The 15,620-nt window shown below is 65.7% G+C and carries 15 protein-coding genes and 1 rRNA gene; 11 read left to right on the forward strand and 5 right to left on the reverse strand.

Features of this window, described 5'->3' with window-relative positions; translation table 11 throughout:
• Positions 1-72 (forward strand): 5S ribosomal RNA (gene rrf / locus AB4Y73_RS05875); the annotation flags it as partial.
• A 462-nt stretch (positions 73-534) separates the two neighbouring features.
• On the opposite strand, the gene AB4Y73_RS05880 is transcribed toward rrf, so the two are convergent.
• The gene (locus AB4Y73_RS05880; protein WP_441869836.1) at positions 535-1,383 is read right to left on the reverse strand and encodes a hypothetical protein; all 849 of its coding nucleotides are present in this window, start codon (positions 1,381-1,383) and stop codon (positions 535-537) included.
• A 6-nt stretch (positions 1,384-1,389) separates the two neighbouring features.
• Between AB4Y73_RS05880 and AB4Y73_RS05885 the strand changes: the two genes are divergently transcribed.
• The 10 genes from AB4Y73_RS05885 (at position 1,390) to AB4Y73_RS05930 (ending at position 11,218) form a co-directional block, all read left to right on the forward strand.
• Complete coding sequence (locus AB4Y73_RS05885) at positions 1,390-2,307, forward strand: hypothetical protein (protein WP_441869839.1); 918 nt, start codon at positions 1,390-1,392, stop codon at positions 2,305-2,307.
• A 6-nt stretch (positions 2,308-2,313) separates the two neighbouring features.
• Entirely contained in the window at positions 2,314-3,303 is a 990-nt protein-coding gene (locus tag AB4Y73_RS05890; protein ID WP_441869842.1) for an HAD-IIA family hydrolase, read from the forward strand.
• A gap of 17 nt (positions 3,304-3,320) precedes the next feature.
• Positions 3,321-3,551: a hypothetical protein gene (locus tag AB4Y73_RS05895; RefSeq protein WP_441869845.1), complete on the forward strand. Its 231-nt coding sequence runs from the start codon at positions 3,321-3,323 to the stop codon at positions 3,549-3,551.
• Positions 3,552-3,553: 2 nt separating this feature from the next.
• A complete protein-coding gene (locus AB4Y73_RS05900) occupies positions 3,554-4,366 on the forward strand; it encodes a TlyA family RNA methyltransferase (RefSeq protein ID WP_441869848.1) in 813 nt (270 codons plus the stop codon).
• Positions 4,367-4,379: 13 nt separating this feature from the next.
• Complete coding sequence (locus AB4Y73_RS05905) at positions 4,380-5,408, forward strand: NAD kinase (RefSeq protein WP_441869851.1); 1,029 nt, start codon at positions 4,380-4,382, stop codon at positions 5,406-5,408.
• A 3-nt stretch (positions 5,409-5,411) separates the two neighbouring features.
• On the forward strand, positions 5,412-7,151 hold the full coding sequence (gene recN, locus AB4Y73_RS05910; protein ID WP_441869854.1) for a DNA repair protein RecN: 1,740 nt from the start codon (positions 5,412-5,414) through the stop codon (positions 7,149-7,151).
• An 88-nt stretch (positions 7,152-7,239) separates the two neighbouring features.
• A complete protein-coding gene (locus tag AB4Y73_RS05915) occupies positions 7,240-9,015 on the forward strand; it encodes a CTP synthase (RefSeq protein WP_441869857.1) in 1,776 nt (591 codons plus the stop codon).
• Between the two features lie 25 nt (positions 9,016-9,040).
• Complete coding sequence (locus tag AB4Y73_RS05920; RefSeq protein ID WP_441869860.1) at positions 9,041-9,703, forward strand: NUDIX domain-containing protein; 663 nt, start codon at positions 9,041-9,043, stop codon at positions 9,701-9,703.
• Between the two features lie 56 nt (positions 9,704-9,759).
• Positions 9,760-10,731 (forward strand): site-specific tyrosine recombinase XerD, encoded by a 972-nt coding sequence (xerD, locus tag AB4Y73_RS05925; RefSeq protein WP_441870269.1) that lies wholly within the window; start codon positions 9,760-9,762, stop codon positions 10,729-10,731.
• A gap of 1 nt (position 10,732) precedes the next feature.
• Positions 10,733-11,218: an 8-oxo-dGTP diphosphatase gene (locus AB4Y73_RS05930; RefSeq protein WP_441869863.1), complete on the forward strand. Its 486-nt coding sequence runs from the start codon at positions 10,733-10,735 to the stop codon at positions 11,216-11,218.
• A gap of 73 nt (positions 11,219-11,291) precedes the next feature.
• Here the strand turns inward: AB4Y73_RS05930 and AB4Y73_RS05935 are convergent, their stop codons facing one another.
• The 4 genes from AB4Y73_RS05935 to AB4Y73_RS05950 are packed head-to-tail and all read right to left on the reverse strand — an operon-like array spanning position 11,292 to position 15,577.
• Positions 11,292-12,431 (reverse strand): bifunctional 2-methylcitrate synthase/citrate synthase, encoded by a 1,140-nt coding sequence (locus AB4Y73_RS05935; protein WP_441869866.1) that lies wholly within the window; start codon positions 12,429-12,431, stop codon positions 11,292-11,294.
• A gap of 33 nt (positions 12,432-12,464) precedes the next feature.
• Positions 12,465-13,370, reverse strand: coding sequence for a methylisocitrate lyase (gene prpB, locus AB4Y73_RS05940; protein WP_441869869.1), 906 nt, complete (start codon positions 13,368-13,370; stop codon positions 12,465-12,467).
• Between the two features lie 37 nt (positions 13,371-13,407).
• Positions 13,408-14,928 (reverse strand): MmgE/PrpD family protein, encoded by a 1,521-nt coding sequence (locus tag AB4Y73_RS05945; RefSeq protein ID WP_441869871.1) that lies wholly within the window; start codon positions 14,926-14,928, stop codon positions 13,408-13,410.
• Positions 14,921-15,577: a GntR family transcriptional regulator gene (locus AB4Y73_RS05950; RefSeq protein WP_441869874.1), complete on the reverse strand. Its 657-nt coding sequence runs from the start codon at positions 15,575-15,577 to the stop codon at positions 14,921-14,923. Before AB4Y73_RS05950 ends, AB4Y73_RS05945 begins: the two co-directional genes overlap by 8 nt.
• Positions 15,578-15,620 lie beyond the last annotated feature (43 nt).

A 15,620-nucleotide genomic window follows, 5' to 3' on the forward strand; every position in this document is an offset into this window, starting at 1 on the left:
CCGGAAGCTAAGACCCACAGCGCCGATGGTACTGCACCCGGGAGGGTGTGGGAGAGTAGGTCACCGCCGGAACAACTATTAAATGGTTGAGAGCCTCCAAACACCGTTTGGAGGCTCTCCCACTTTAACCACCCCTTCAATAACCACCCGCCGGCACAAAACACCCACCCCCGACCGGCCGCCGTCGAACCCCACACACACCGCGGGAGCCTCCCACGGAAACCCACACCAACTGCGAGAGCGTCCCCCGGGGAGGTGTGAACATTCCCACGGCCGGGGCTTCCGGGGCGGATCCATGTCATGCGCCGGTGCCGTGTCGCCTAGAATTGACTCAGATGTACGGACTTCGAAGCGCTTGATTTCGGGTTGCGTAGGATAACGAAACACGGAATGAGCGGCTGCGATTGCGCCAGTGGTCGGCTCACAACAGGAGGAATCCCCATGGCTGAGCACAACGGCGGCAATCGCGGCGGCAACAACCGCGGCCCCTTCCGCGGGACGAACAATTCCGGCGGAGAACCGCGCGGATTCCGCTCACGTGATGACCGGAATTCCGAGTCGCCGAAGCGTGCGCCCGGGGCGGGTGACCGCAAGCCCTATGGCGAGCGTGATAAGCCTTTTGGTGATCGTCCGCGCCGCGAGGGCGAAGGTGATCGCCGCGGCTTCGGTGGGGGAGAGCGGAAGCCGTTCAGCGGTGGTGGAGAGCGGAAGTCTTACGGTGACCGCGACCGCAAGCCTTTTGGTGATCGTCCGCGCCGCGAGGGCGAAGGTGATCGCCGCGGCTTCGGTGGGGGAGAGCAGAAGCCGTTCAGCGGTGGTGGAGAGCGGAAGTCTTACGGTGACCGCGACCGCAAGCCTTTTGGTGATCGTCCGCGGCGCGAGGGCGAAGGTGATCGCCGTGGGTTCGGCGGCGGGGAGCGCGACCGCAAACCGTTCGGTGACCGCGACCGCAAGCCTTTTGGTGATCGTCCGCGCCGCGAAGGTGAGGGTGATCGCCGTGGGTTCGGTGGCGGGGAGCGCGACCGTAAACCGTTCGGTGACCGCGACAGCAAGCCTTTTGGTGATCGTCCGCGCCGCGAGGGTGAAGGTGATCGGCGTGGGTTCGGTGGCGGTGACAATCGCAAGCCGTTTGGCGACCGCCAGGACCGTGCACCCCGCAGTTTCGACCGCGGTGACTCCGGTCCCCGCCAGTTCGGGAGGGACCGCGCCGAAGATCGTCCGGCCCGTGTTCCCAATGCGCGTGATCTTCGCAGCGCCAACCGTCCCGACCGCGAACGGTCTCCTGAGATCGATGAGGACGTCACCGGCAAGGAACTTGACCGCGCCACCCAGCACCAGATCAAGACGCTGGAAGCCAAGAGCGCGGAGTGGGTTGCCCGCCACCTCGTCATGGCTGGTCGCCTGATCGATGAAGAACCCGAGCTTGCCTTCCAGCACGCCCTGGCCGCGAGCCGGCGTGGTGGCCGGCTGGCTGCCGTCCGTGAGGCCGTCGGACTGACCGCTTACGCGGCAGGACACTACGGCGAGGCGCTGCGCGAATTCCGGACCTACCGCCGCATTAGCGGTTCGAACGTGCACCTACCAGTGATGGCGGATTGCGAACGTGGCTTGGGCCGGCCCGACCGCGCCTTGGACGTGGTGCGTTCTGAGGAAGCCAACGACCTGGACGCTGCGGGCAAGGCCGAGCTGGCCATTGTGGCAGCTGGAGCCCGGACGGATCTCGGCCAGTTGGACGCTGCCGTGGCAGAGCTTGAAATCGCCCAGCTGGACATCAACCGCGCTTTCTCCTACAGCCCCCGTCTGTTCCGCGCCTACGCTGACGCTTTGGCCGCCGTGGGCCGCCAGGAAGAAGCCGCCAAATGGCAGAAGCAGGCTGTAGTGGCTGAGAACGCCTTGGGCCTCGGGGTTGACGAAGAACCGGACATCGTGGACCTGGGCTGGGACGAGGAAGAGGAAGCCCGGGAGGAAGCCCAGCGCCGGCGCCTCCTGGAGCGTGCGGCCGAAGCCCCTGAAGCCAAGAACACCACAGCTGCTTCCCGGCCCGAAGCAGCAGGCGAGAATCCTGCAGGAACAGCCGCGTCCACTGGTGTGGACGCCGCAATCGATGACGTGGAATCCGACTACTTCGAGTCCGATGACGCCGAGTCTGATGAGGACTCGGTTGAATCTGACGAACTCGAATCCGGTGTTTCTGAAGAGGCCGCAGCGGATCCCGAGGGTTCAGTCCACGAGGATGCAGCCGACGCCGGCGACTTCGACGGCGGCAACGTCGACGAAGCGGGGCACTCCGAAGGACGGGACAGCTAGCCCGCTATGACTGAAGTTCCCCTGATTTCCCTATTTGATGCACTGTTGGCCGACCTGGACGGAGTGGTTTACGCGGGGCCCCACGCCATCCCCGGTGCCGTGGGATCGCTGCAGCAACTGGCAGGCCTGGGCATCGGCCTGGGATACGTCACCAACAATGCCTCCCGCACGCCCGCGCAGGTTGCAGCGCACCTGCGTGAACTGGGTGCGCCCGCCGAGGACAACCAAGTTGTCAGTTCCTCACAGGCGGCAGCCGAACTGCTGTCCTCAATGCTGCCTGCCGGAGCCAAAGTATTGATTACCGGCAGCCCGGCGCTGGCACAAGAGATCGAGCTCGTGGGCCTGACCCCTGTCAGCGGCCAGGACGAAGATCCTGTCGCTGTGGTCCAGGGATTCAATCCGGAGATCGGCTGGAAGGACCTTGCGGAGGCCTCCTACGTGGTGTCCGCAGGGGCCCTTTGGGTAGCCACCAACACGGACAGGACCATCCCGCAGGCACGCGGAATCGCCCCAGGCAACGGGGCCCTGGTGGCAGCCGTTGCGGCAGCAACGGGCCAGACGCCCCTGGTCGCAGGAAAACCCGAGGCTCCGCTGTTCCATACCGCGGCCAAACGGCTCGCCGCTGACCGCCCCCTGGTGGTGGGTGACAGGCTGGACACCGACATCCTCGGCGGTAACAACGCGGGCTTTGCCACGGTGGCGGTGCTGACCGGGGTCGACACCAAAACCACGATCCTCGCGGCCCGCACTGCCGAACGTCCGGACTACATTATCGGCGAACTCAGCGACCTGCACCGCCCCTACCCCGCCGTCGACAACAACGACGGGAGCTATCGCTGCGGCGATGCCACGGCACACGCCGAAGGGGACACCGTCCGCGTCCAAGGGCGCGAGGATGACCTCAACGCCTGGCGGGCTGCCTGTGCCGCTTGGTGGGCCGCCGTACCGGAAACCGCAGAGGCCCGGTTGCCCCGACTCGAATGGCGCACTCAGTAAATCAGTAGACTGGGCCAATGACTGAGCTGAACGACGAGGACAACGACGAACCAGCCCAGCACACACCAGAATGGCCCGGGACCGAGGCGCCACAGGTCAGCGATCCGCGGATCGTGGCCATCGTCGCGGCCCTGGATGGGGTGGCGGACAAGCCGGTGGCAGATCATGAGGCAGTCTATGCAGAACTGCATGACGCCCTGCTGATGGCCTTGAATGAGGACGCTCCCAACGGTGAAGGAAGGGCCTGACCATGGCGCGGCTTGACCAGGCCCTGGTGGCCCGCGGCCTGGCGAGGTCGCGGACCCACGCCGCCGCCCTCATAGCCGAGGGCAAGGTGAGCTCCGCGGGGCAGGTCCTTTCCAAGGCTTCCCTCCAAGTGCCGGAGGACAAGGACCTGGCCGTCCAGCACACCGACGAGGACAGCTATGTCAGCCGCGCCGGCCACAAACTCGCGGGAGCGCTTGATGCGTTCCCCGAGGTCATCGTCGAAGGCAAAAGGTGCCTGGATGCCGGCGCTTCCACCGGCGGCTTCACCGAGGTGCTCCTGCGGCGCGGTGCGGCACACGTGGTGGCGGTCGACGTCGGGCACGGCCAGCTGGTGCCTCAGCTCCGTGAGGACCCCCGGGTGGCCGTCCATGAAGGCATGAACGTGCGGTACATGACGCCCGCGGACATTGGCGGCCAGTCCGAGGTGACGGTGGCTGACCTCTCCTTCATCTCGCTGACCCTTGTGGTCCATCCGCTGGCTCTGTGCACACACCCTGGCGGTGACCTGGTGCTCATGGTGAAGCCGCAGTTCGAGATCGGCAAGGACCGGCTGGGCCGTACGGGCGTGGTGAATTCCGAGCGTGAACGCCGGATGGCGGTGGAAAAAGTCGCGAATTCAGCGCTCGACGCCGGACTGGACTTGTGCGGATTGGCAGCAAGCCCCCTGCCCGGCCAGGACGGAAACGTCGAATACTTCCTGTGGATAAAGCGCAGGATGACGCAGGACCTGCCTAAGATCGAAGAGCGCCAGGCAGCCCTTGATGGCTTGCTTGGACGAATTTGGCCGAACCACTAGAGAGCGGAACCTGATGACCAGGCGAGTACTTGTCCTTGCCCACACTGGCCGCGAGGAGTCGCTGAAGGCTGCCTGGGAGGCCTGCGCCCAGCTCCACGACTCAGGGATTGTCCCGGTGATGCAGGAATCCGAGCTGGCGGACATGGAAAGATTCTTCGGCCACCTCACCCAGCCGGTGGAAATTCTGCACGACCATGTGATGCTGCCGGACGTAGAGCTGGTGATGGTCCTGGGCGGTGACGGCACCATCCTGCGCGCCGCCGAGCTGGTCCGGGATGTCGACGTTCCACTGCTGGGCGTCAACCTGGGACACGTGGGGTTCCTGGCCGAAAGTGAGCGTGCGGACCTGGCCCAGACCGTGGAATGGATTGCGCGCCGCGACTATACGGTGGAAGAGCGGATGACCATCGACGTGCAGGTCTGGGTCCGTGGCCAAAAAATCTGGCACACCTGGGCCCTCAACGAGGCCGCGATCGAAAAGGCCAACCGCGAACGCATGCTTGAGCTGGTCACCGAAGTGGACGAGCGCCCCCTGTCATCCTTTGGCTGCGACGGCGTGGTGCTGGCCACTCCCACCGGTTCCACTGCCTACGCCTTCTCCGCAGGCGGACCGGTGGTCTGGCCCGAAGTCGAAGCCCTGCTGATCGTACCCATCAGCGCGCACGCGCTCTTCGCCAAGCCCCTGGTGGTATCACCGCGGTCGCGGCTGGCGGTGGAGGTCCTCACCCGTACCGGCGCCGAGGGCGTGCTCTGGTGCGACGGCCGTCGCTCTGTGGACCTGCCGCCCGGTGCACGCGTGGAAGTGACAAAATCTCCCACCCCGGTCCGGCTGGCAAGAACCCACCAGACGCCGTTTTCCGCCCGGCTGGTCCGCAAATTCGAACTGCCCATCCATGGCTGGCGGGGACCGGTTCCCCAGTCGGGCGCCATCCACACCGGTCCCATCCCGGTGGTCAGGACGCCCGCCCCGATGCCGCCGCTTCAGGTGCCCGCCAAGGACCACCCAGAAGAAGATGAAACCGATCCCGCGAACGCAAAGTGAACCATGCTTGAAGAACTGAGAATCCGCGATCTGGGCGTCATCACCGACGCCACCCTGCCCCTTGGCCCCGGGCTGAGCGTCGTCACCGGCGAAACAGGCGCCGGAAAAACCATGGTGGTCACCGCCGTCGGTCTCCTGCTGGGGGCCAGATCCGACGCTGGGGCGGTACGGAGCGGTGCGAAAAGTGCCACCGCCGAAGCCGTGCTTAAGCTCGACGCCGGGCACCCGGCGATTGCCCGGGCAGTGGAGGCGGGTGCCGACGTCGAGGAGTTCGACGGCGGCGCGGAACTCATCCTGGCCCGGCGACTTGGGGCAGACGGGCGCAGCCGGGCCTTCCTGGGCGGGCGCGCGGCGCCGGTAGGCGTTCTCGCCGAAATCGGCGAAACCCTCGTGGTGGTCCACGGCCAGTCGGACCAGATCCGGCTGAAGGGCGCAGTTGCCCAGCGCGGCGCCCTGGACAAGTTCGCCGGCGAGGCCCTGGCGGTCCCGCTGGGCACCTACCAGTCGCTGTACAGCCACTGGAAGGCCAGCCAGACGGAGCTGGAGAGCCTCCGCAGCGCCGCCCGCGACAGGATCCGTGAGGCCGAGTCGCTGGAGATCGCGCTGGCCGAGATCGACGAGGTGGATCCTCAGCCGGGGGAGGACGAATCTCTGAAGGCGGAGGCCATGAAACTGGCCAACGTGGAGGAACTCAGGATCGCGGCCAACACCGCGCACCAGGCCCTCATCGCGGAGGATTACGGTGACGAGGGCGATGCCACCACCCTTGTGGACGCCGCGAAGCGGACCCTCGAACACGTGGCTGAACACGACGCCGAACTGGGGGCCGCCGCGGCACGCCTGGCCGAAGTGGGCTTCCTGCTCAACGACATCGCCACGGAACTGGCCAGCTACCAGGCGGGCCTGGATTCGGAGGGGCCGGAGCGGCTTGCCGAAATCGAAGACCGCAGGGCAGCCCTGGCCAAGCTGGTCCGGAAGTACGCTCCCAGCATCGACGAAGTCCTGGTCTGGGCCGAGAACGCCCGGGTCCGCTTCGACGAACTGCAGGACGACTCCAGCCGCATCGAGGCGCTGGATGCCGAGGTTGCCCGGGCCGAAGCGGAGCTGCAGAAGCAGGCCGCCGCCATGACCAAGATCCGGGCCAAGGCCGCGAAGGACCTCTCCCGCCGGGTCAGCGCCGAGCTCAAGGCGCTGGCCATGGCCGATGCCACCCTGGTGATCAACCTCGAGGGTGCCGGACAGCTGACCCCGTATGGTGCGGATGAGATCTCGTTCCTGCTGCAGCCGCACTCCGGGGCCCCGGCGCGGCCGCTCGGGAAGGGTGCCTCCGGGGGTGAACTGTCCCGCGTGATGCTCGCCATCGAAGTGGTGCTGGCAGCGGTTGACCCGGTGCCTACCTTCGTGTTTGACGAAGTGGACGCCGGAGTGGGCGGCCGCGCTGCCGTCGAAATCGGACGCCGGCTGGCCATGCTCGCCCGGCACGTTCAGGTCCTGGTGGTCACGCACTTGCCGCAGGTGGCGGCGTTCGCTGACCAGCACATCACGGTCACCAAAACATCGGTGCGGGGAGCCGACGGCGGTACGGCCACCGGGTTCACGTCCAGTGATGTGCGACTCCTCGACGGCACGGAAAGGGTCAGGGAACTTGCGCGGATGCTCGCAGGCCAAGAGGATTCCGAATCGGCGCAGGCGCACGCCCAAGAGCTCCTTGACGACGCAAAACTGCTGCCGCAGCGGGCCTGACCCGCGGCCAACCCTTGATCGCATGGGTCCGGCCGTGCACACTGGATCATTTGGGGAACCAGTTCCTGATCCGGGAAAGGCTCAATTGATGATAGGCTCGAATTCCGTGGTGCAGCGATCAAATTCCCGTGTAAATTCCCGGTTCCCGGGCTCGTCCAAGACGACCAAACACATCTTCGTAACCGGTGGTGTGGCGTCCTCGCTCGGTAAGGGACTGACGGCTTCGAGCCTCGGTCACCTGCTGCGGGCACGCGGCCTGTCTGTAACTATGCAGAAGCTCGATCCGTACTTGAACGTGGATCCGGGCACGATGAACCCTTTCCAGCACGGTGAAGTCTTCGTCACGGACGACGGCGCCGAGACGGACCTGGACATCGGACACTACGAGCGCTTCCTGGACGAGAACCTGGAAGGCTCCGCCAACGTCACCACCGGTCAGGTCTACTCCACCGTGATCGCCAAGGAACGCCGCGGCGAATACCTGGGTGACACCGTCCAGGTCATCCCGCACATTACTGATGAGATCAAGCGCCGCATGCGCCTTCCCGCCGAGGGTAAGAACGCGCCGGACGTTATCATCACCGAAATCGGCGGCACCGTGGGCGACATCGAGTCGCAGCCCTTCCTCGAATCCGCGCGCCAAGTCCGCCAGGACATCGGCCGCGGCAACGTCTTCTTCGTCCACGTCTCCCTGGTTCCGTACATCGGACCCTCGCAGGAACTGAAGACCAAGCCGACCCAGCACTCCGTGGCCGCCCTGCGCTCCATCGGCATCCAGCCGGAAGCCATCGTGATCCGTTCGGACCGCGAGATCCCCGAAGCCATGCGCGCCAAGATCGGCCGCATGTGTGATGTCGACATTGAAGCTGTCATCGGCTGCCCTGATGCCCCGAGCATCTACGACATCCCCAAGACCTTGCACACCCAGGGCCTGGACTCCTACATCGTCCGCGCACTGGACCTGCCGTTCAAGGACGTTGACTGGACCAGCTGGGACAAGCTGCTCGAAGCAGTCCACAACCCCAAGCACCATGTCGAAATCGCGCTGGTGGGCAAGTACATCGACCTCCCGGACGCTTACCTGTCCGTGACCGAGGCCCTGCGCGCAGGCGGCTTCGCCAACGACACCAAAGTCAAGATCCGGTGGGTACCGTCGGATGAATGCGAAACGCATGAGGGAGCTGTGGCGTCCCTCGACGGCGTGGACGCCATCTGCGTACCCGGCGGCTTCGGCATCCGTGGCCTCGAAGGAAAGCTGGGCGCCCTCAAGTACGCCCGCGAATCCAAGCTGCCGGTGCTGGGCCTCTGCCTGGGCCTGCAGTGCATGGTCATCGAGTATGCACGCAACGTGGTTGGCCTCGAAGGCGCATCCTCCAGCGAATTCGAACCCGACTCCAAGTACCCGGTGATCGCGACGATGGAAGAGCAACTGGACATCGTGGAGGGCAAGGGCGATCTCGGCGGCACCATGCGCCTGGGCTTGTACGAGGCAAAGCTCGACGAAGGGTCCGTCATCGCAGAAACCTACGGCAAGACCACCGTGAGCGAACGCCACCGCCACCGCTACGAGGTCAACAACAAGTATCGTGATCAGATCGCAGCCGAGGGACTGGTGTTCTCCGGCACGTCACCGGACGGCAAGCTCGTGGAATACGTGGAACTGCCCCGTGACGTACACCCGTACTACGTGGCAACCCAGGCGCACCCGGAACTGAGCTCGCGTCCCACACGGCCCCACCCGTTGTTCAGCGGGCTGATTAATGCCGCCCTGGACCATCAGAATGCCCAGAATCAGAATGCCCAGGAGCAGAACGCACAGGACGCACCGGACGCCGAGCCGTCACCTGCGGTTGCTGCACAATAGAACCGAATAAGTAGAGGACGGCGCGATGCCCGGTACACCTGAGACGACCCCAGCTGCAAAGCAGGTTTCGGATGCACCGAGCCCGCGCCGTCTTTTGTCTACGGAGAAGGTCTATGAAGGCCGGATCTGGGACGTTGTGAGGGACAGCTTCCAACTGAGCGAGACCGGCGAGGCACTGACCCGCGATTACATCGACCACCCCGGTGCCGTTGCGGTTCTGCCGATGAACGACGCCGGTGAGGTCCTGCTCATTAGGCAGTACCGCCACCCCGTGGGCATGGACCTCTGGGAAATCCCGGCCGGGCTCCTGGACGTGGAAGGCGAGGATTTTGTGGTGGGCGCTGCCCGCGAGCTGGCTGAAGAAGCCGACCTTGCCGCCGACACATGGAACGTCCTGGCCGACTTCTTCAATTCACCGGGGTCTTCCAGCGAGGCCATCAGGATCTACCTCGCGCGCGGCCTCACCGAAGTGCCGCACCACGAGCGCCACGAACGGACCGATGAGGAAGCGGAAATCGAATTCCACTGGATCGCACTGGACGAAGCTGTGGCGTCCGTCCTGGCGGGACGGCTGCATAACCCGTCCGCCGTCGTCGGAATCCTGGCCGCGGCAGCGGCGCGCGCCGATGGTTTTGCCGGGCTGCGTCCCGGAGACGCACCCTGGCCTGCGCACCCTAGCCAGCGCTGATGACAGCCGCCACGTCCGTGGACAAAGCAGCCCCGGAAGCCGCAGCCCCGGCGGTCATGCCCTCGGAAGCGACCGCGCCGACCGTTCCTCCCCAGAGCCCCGTCCACCGTGCCGTCACGGCGTATCTCCAGCACATGGGCGTCGAACGCGGCCTGGCTCCGAACACGCTCGCAGCGTACCGCCGCGACCTGGCCCGGTACTCCCGCTACCTGGCAGTACAGGGCTGCGAAAGCCCGGACCAGGTCACCCGCCACCATGTAACGGGGTTCGTGCTTGCCCTCAATGATGGTTCCGACGGCGGTACGGCCCTGGGCGTCAGGTCCGCGGCCAGGACAGTGGTGGCTGTCCGCGGGCTGCACAAGTTTTGGGCGCTGGAAGGGCTGACCACCACGGATCCCGCCAGCGACGTCCACCCGCCCATGCCGGGCAAGAGGCTGCCCAAGGCCATCAGCGTGGACGAGGTCACCCGCATCCTCGAAGCGGCCGGCACGGACACCGCCACCGGACTCCGGGACCGTGCCCTGCTTGAGTTCCTCTATTCCACGGGAGCAAGGATCAGCGAGGCCGTGGGCCTGGACGTGGACGACATTTCCCTGCAGGACCTCGAAGCAGGGCCTGCGGTGGTCCGGCTGTTCGGCAAGGGGTCCAAGGAACGGCTGGTGCCGCTCGGCTCCTACGGCGCCCGGGCCTTGGACGCCTACCTCGTGCGGGGCCGCCCGCTGCTGGCGGCAAAGGGCAAGGGAACGCCCGCTCTCTTCCTGAACGCGAGGGGCGGCAGAATCAGCCGGCAGAGTGCCTGGACCATCCTGAAGGCGGCCGCGGATAAAGCCAACATCACCAAGGACGTTTCGCCGCACACATTGAGGCACTCCTTCGCCACGCACCTGCTCGAGGGTGGGGCGGATGTCCGCGTGGTGCAGGAACTGCTGGGCCATGCCTCCGTCACCACCACCCAGGTGTATACCCTGGTCACGGCGGACACCCTCCGCGAAATCTACGCCGCCGCCCACCCGCGGGCGCTGGGCTGACATGACCTATACCGCCGTCACGCTGTGTTTTCTCACCCGGGAGTTCGCCGGCGCACCCCAGGTCCTCCTCGGAACAAAGAAGACCGGCTTTGGCATGGGCAAGATCGTTGGTCTTGGCGGCCACGTTGAGCCGGGGGAGACAGATGAACAGGCTGCCTGCCGCGAAGTGCAGGAGGAAGCCGGCGTGGTGGTCCTCGAAACGGATCTCCACGACGCCGGCGTGGTGGTCTTCGACTTCCCGGCCCGGCCGGACTGGAACATGAGCACCCGACTGTTCGTGGCGGAGCGCTGGGACGGTGAACCGTCCGAAAGCGTGGAGATCGCGCCGGAATGGTTCGACGTCGGTGCCTTGCCGGTTGAGCGGATGTGGCAGGACGCAGCCCACTGGCTTCCGATGGCGCTGGAAGGGTCCTTGCTGCGCCTCACCGTGGTCCTGAACGATGACAACGAGACCGTCCGCGAGGTGCTGGACTACTCCACCCGCTGAGAATTAACGCGCAAACGGCGGCCCGGTCACCCGTCCAAGGTGACCGGGCCGCCGTCGTTCATTCCTGAATGTTTTACGGGACGTGCCGTTCCTCCGGACCGTTGTATTCGCTCAGCGGCCGGATCAGCGAGTTGGAAGCAGCCTGCTCCATGATGTGCGCGGTCCACCCGGTGATCCGGCTGGCCACGAACAGCGGCGTGAACGTGGGCGTATCGAAACCCATGAGGTGGTAGGTGGGGCCTGCCGGGTAGTCGAGGTTGGGCTTGATGGCCTTCGCCTCGTCCATGGCCTGCTCGAGCCCGTTGTACAGTCCCAGGAGTTCAGGGCGGCCATAGTGGGCGATCATCTTGTCCAGCGCTGCCTTCATGGTGGGGACACGGGAGTCGCCGTGCTTGTAGACGCGGTGACCGAAGCCCATGACCTTTTTCTTCTGCGCCAGGGCGTCCTCCATCCAGGCCTTCGCCCGGGCGGCGGCGTCCTCCAACGATTCCTCGGGCTGAATACCGATCTCGTCGAAAGTATGCATGACGGCCTCGTTGGCACCGCCGTGGAGCGGACCCTTGAGTGCACCGATGGCAGCCGTCACAGCCGAATGAAGGTCAGCAAGGGTCGAGGTGACCACCCGTGCCGTGAAGGTCGAGGCGTTGAACGAGTGCTCGGCGTACAGGATCATCGAGACGTTGAAGGCCTTGATGACTTCGTCCACCGGGTCTTCGCCGAATGCCATCCAGAGAAAGTTGGCTGAGTAGCCCAGGTCGTCCCGGGGTTCCACCACGTCCTGGCCGCGGCGCCGGCGCTGGTCGTAGGCAACAACTGCCGGCATCGCCGCGAAAAGGTCCACGGCCTTGGCCATGTTGGCCTCGGGTGAGGAGTCCTCGGCCAGTTCATGCCGGGCGCCCAGGACAGACGCCGCGGTCCGGCACACGTCCATCGGGTGGGCGGTGGTGGGCAGTGCGTCAATGACCTGCTTCACCACCGGATCAAGTGCGCGTCCGGCGCGCTCGCGCCTGGTGAACTCCGCGAGCTCTTCGGGGGTTGGCAGTTCGCCGTTCCAGAGCAGGAAAGCCACCTCCTCGAAGCTGCACTTAGCGGCGAGCTCCTGCACGGGATAGCCGCGGTACAACAGCGAGTTGGTGTCGGGGTTGACCTTGGAGACCGCGGTGTAGTCCACCACGACGCCGGCCAGGCCCTTCTTGATATCAACAGCTACCATGTTGAACTCCTTCGTTCTTGCGGGGATCGGGTCCTAGCGGACGCCGGGAATCTGGAAGTTGAAAACGCCGGTATCGAAGTGGTTGTAGGCCTCGTAGTCCACAAGGTCATAGAGCCGCGCACGGGTGAGCATGTTCTCCACCTGTGCTTCCTGCGACCCTGTTGCCTTGATCGTTTCCAGCGTACGCTCTGCAGCCCCCATGGCAATGCGCAGGAGGGTGACCGGGTAGATCACCATGTTGACGCCCACGGACTGCAACTGGTCAACCGTGAAGAGGTCGCTCTTACCGAACTCGGTCATGTTGGCCAGGATGGGCACGTCCACGGCGTCGCGGATGGCCTGGAACTCGGACAGGTCCCTCATCGCCTCCGGGAAGATGGCGTCCGCGCCTGCCTCCACCAAGGCCCGGGCGCGGTCCTGGGCCGCTTCGATTCCGTCCACGGCGCGGATGTCGGTGCGCGCCATGATCAGGAAGTTCGGGTCCCGGCGGGCATCCGCTGCAGCGCGGATGCGCTTAGTGGCCGTATCCAAGTCCACCACGTTCTTGCCGTCCAGGTGGCCGCAGCGCTTGGGGTTGAACTGGTCCTCGATGTGGCAGCCGGCCAGGCCGGCGTTTTCGAGTTCCTGGATGCTGCGGGCCACGTTCATGGGTTCGCCGAACCCGGTATCCGCATCCACCAGGCAGGGCAGCTCGGTCATGCGGGCGATCTGCCCGGCCCGGGTGGTTACCTCGGTCAGGGTGGTTAACCCGATGTCCGGCAGGCCAAGGTCATTGGCCAGCACGGCACCGGAGATGTACACACCGGCGAAGCCCTTTTCCTCGATTAGCCGTGCCGAGAGCGGATTGAAGGCGCCCGGGAACTGCTGGATGGTGCCGGAGGCGAGCATCCGGCGCAGTGCGACGCGCTTCTGCTCCGGGGTGGTTTTGGAGTACAGCATGGGTTCTCCCTGTCGAAGGTCGGAAAAGGCGGTGGGCCTAGAAGAGGCCGGCGGGCGCGTCGCTGAGGTTGATGACGCCGGGCGCGGCGGTGATGTTCAGCTGGTCCAGCTCGCCCGGGCCCAAGTCCGGGAGGCTTTCGGCGGCAGCGAGGAAACGCTCGATTTCCTCCTCGGCGACGAGCCCGGCTGCCAGCGTGCGGAACTTGTTGATGTACTGCTGGCGGGCGAAAGGCCGGGCGCCGAGCGGGTGCGCGTCGGCCACGGCGATCTGATCGGTGATGACGGTGCCGTCGTTCAGGGTGATCTCCACGGATCCGCCGAAGGCCTTCTCGGCGATGTCCAGCGAGTGGTAGCGGCGGGTCCACTCGGGGTCTTCCTCGGTGGTGACCTTGTGCCACAGCTCCACGGTGTCGGGCCGGCCGGCACGTTCCGGGGCGTAGGAATCAACGTGGTGCCAGGAGCCGTCCTGCAGGGCGACGGTGAAGATGTACGGGATGGAGTGGTCCAGCGTTTCGCGGCTGGCCGTGGGACTGTACTTCTGCGGATCGTTGGCGCCGGAACCGATCACGTAGTGCGTGTGATGGCTGGTCTTGATCAGGACCGACTTCACGTTGGCGGGGTCGGTGGCCTCCGGGTGCTCCTTGTGCAGCTTGCGGGCCAGGTCGATCCAGGCCTGGGCCTGGTATTCGGCGGAGTGTTCCTTGGTATAGGTGTCCATGATGGCCCGCTTTGCCTCGCCTGCCTCGGGCAGCGGCACCTCGTAGGAGGCATCCGGGCCATCCAGCATCCAGGCAATGACACCGTCTTCGCCCTCATAGATCGGCACGGGGGAGGTCTGGCCGCGCATGGCACGGTCCACGGCTTCAACGGCCATCTTCCCGGCGAACGCGGGAGCGTGGGCCTTCCAGGTGGAAATCTCGCCCTTGCGGGACTGGCGGGTGGCGGTAGTGGTGTGCAGCGCCTGGCCGACCGACTGGAAGATGGTCTCGACGTCAAGGCCCAGCAGCGTGCCGATGCCGGCAGCGGCGGACGGGCCGAGGTGCGCCACGTGGTCGATCTTGTGCTTGTGCAGGCAGATGGCTTTGACCAGATCGACCTGGATCTCGTAGCCGGTGGCGATGCCGCGGATCAGATCCCTGCCGCTGGCTCCGACGTGCTGTGCAACGGCGAGGATCGGCGGGATGTTGTCGCCGGGGTGCGAGTACTCGGCCGCCAGGAAGGTGTCGTGGTAGTCGAGTTCGCGGACGGCCACGCCGTTGGCCCAGGCAGCCCATTCGGGGGAGACCCTGTCCGTGATGCCGAAGACGCCGGCGCCCTTGCCGTTCGTGGTGGGGGCGTGTGTCAACGCCTGGGCGCGGGCGGCGACGATGGGCCCGCGGTTCAGGGAAGCGATGGCCACGGAGGCGTTGTCGATGACCCGGTTGATGACCATCTCGGTGACTTCCGGAGTTACCTCGACGGGGTCGGCGGCGACCTCTGCGATTTTGTGGGCCAGCTGGTCTTTTCGGGCGAGGTTCTCTTCGCTCTTGTAGACACGGACGTGGTTGAGCTTAACCATGGTTCTCCTCATTAGGTGAGTGGGTGGCTTTGACGTGGGAAAGGCTGCGGTGCAGGTGCAGGGTGGTGGCTGCTTCGGCGAGTTTGGCGTTGCCGGCGGCGATCGCCTCGGCAATCGCTGCGTGCTCGACGGCGGCCGCATTCAGGCGCGGTGCGTCGTCGGCGGCGAGGCGGCGGACCCGGACCAGGTGGACCCGCAGGCTGCGCATCGCCTGGGCGAGGTAGGAGTTCGAGATGGCGGCGTCGATCGCCTCATCGAGGCGGCCCACCAGTGCGTAGTAGGCGTGCCGGGCGGGGTCATCCTGGCTGATGAGTTCGGGGGCGCGCAGGAGGTCGGCGTGGAGCTGTTCGAACACGGTGCGCTCGCCGCGTTCGGCGGCGAGGGCCGCCGCTTTGCCCTCGAGGGTCTCGCGGAGTTCGAACATTTCGTCGATGTCCTCCAGGGAGATATCGGTGACGACGACGCCGCGGCCGCCTGCCGCCGTCGTCAGTCCCTCGGCGGTGAGGCGGCTCAGCGCCTCCCGGACGGGGGTACGCGACACGCCGAGGCGTTCAGACTGTTCGACTTCGGCGAGGACGGTGCCGGGCGCGAGGCGCCATTCGATGATGTCTTCGCGAAGCGCCGCGTAGGCTTTGTCGCTGGCCCGCAAGGTGTCCTCCCTTCATTTCGTGACGATTTCCAGTGTATACATA

Origin of the sequence: Pseudarthrobacter sp. TAF60_1, assembly GCF_052113505.1 — a bacterium.
Lineage (GTDB): Bacteria > Actinomycetota > Actinomycetes > Actinomycetales > Micrococcaceae > Arthrobacter.

Bases quoted from the DNA above. Each gene is read 5' to 3' on its own strand.
- AB4Y73_RS05885 (WP_441869839.1), top strand. From the start codon at position 1,390: ATGGCTGGTCGCCTGATCGATGAAGAACCCGAGCTTGCCTTCCAGCAC.
- AB4Y73_RS05890 (WP_441869842.1), top strand. From the start codon at position 2,314: ATGACTGAAGTTCCCCTGATTTCCCTATTTGATGCACTGTTGGCCGAC.
- AB4Y73_RS05895 (WP_441869845.1), top strand. From the start codon at position 3,321: ATGACTGAGCTGAACGACGAGGACAACGACGAACCAGCCCAGCACACA.
- AB4Y73_RS05900 (WP_441869848.1), top strand. From the start codon at position 3,554: ATGGCGCGGCTTGACCAGGCCCTGGTGGCCCGCGGCCTGGCGAGGTCG.
- AB4Y73_RS05905 (WP_441869851.1), top strand. From the start codon at position 4,380: ATGACCAGGCGAGTACTTGTCCTTGCCCACACTGGCCGCGAGGAGTCG.
- recN (WP_441869854.1), top strand. From the start codon at position 5,412: ATGCTTGAAGAACTGAGAATCCGCGATCTGGGCGTCATCACCGACGCC.
- AB4Y73_RS05915 (WP_441869857.1), top strand. From the start codon at position 7,240: ATGATAGGCTCGAATTCCGTGGTGCAGCGATCAAATTCCCGTGTAAAT.
- AB4Y73_RS05920 (WP_441869860.1), top strand. From the start codon at position 9,041: ATGCCCGGTACACCTGAGACGACCCCAGCTGCAAAGCAGGTTTCGGAT.
- xerD (WP_441870269.1), top strand. From the start codon at position 9,760: ATGCCCTCGGAAGCGACCGCGCCGACCGTTCCTCCCCAGAGCCCCGTC.
- AB4Y73_RS05930 (WP_441869863.1), top strand. From the start codon at position 10,733: ATGACCTATACCGCCGTCACGCTGTGTTTTCTCACCCGGGAGTTCGCC.
- AB4Y73_RS05935 (WP_441869866.1), bottom strand. From the start codon at position 12,431: ATGGTAGCTGTTGATATCAAGAAGGGCCTGGCCGGCGTCGTGGTGGAC.
- prpB (WP_441869869.1), bottom strand. From the start codon at position 13,370: ATGCTGTACTCCAAAACCACCCCGGAGCAGAAGCGCGTCGCACTGCGC.
- AB4Y73_RS05945 (WP_441869871.1), bottom strand. From the start codon at position 14,928: ATGGTTAAGCTCAACCACGTCCGTGTCTACAAGAGCGAAGAGAACCTC.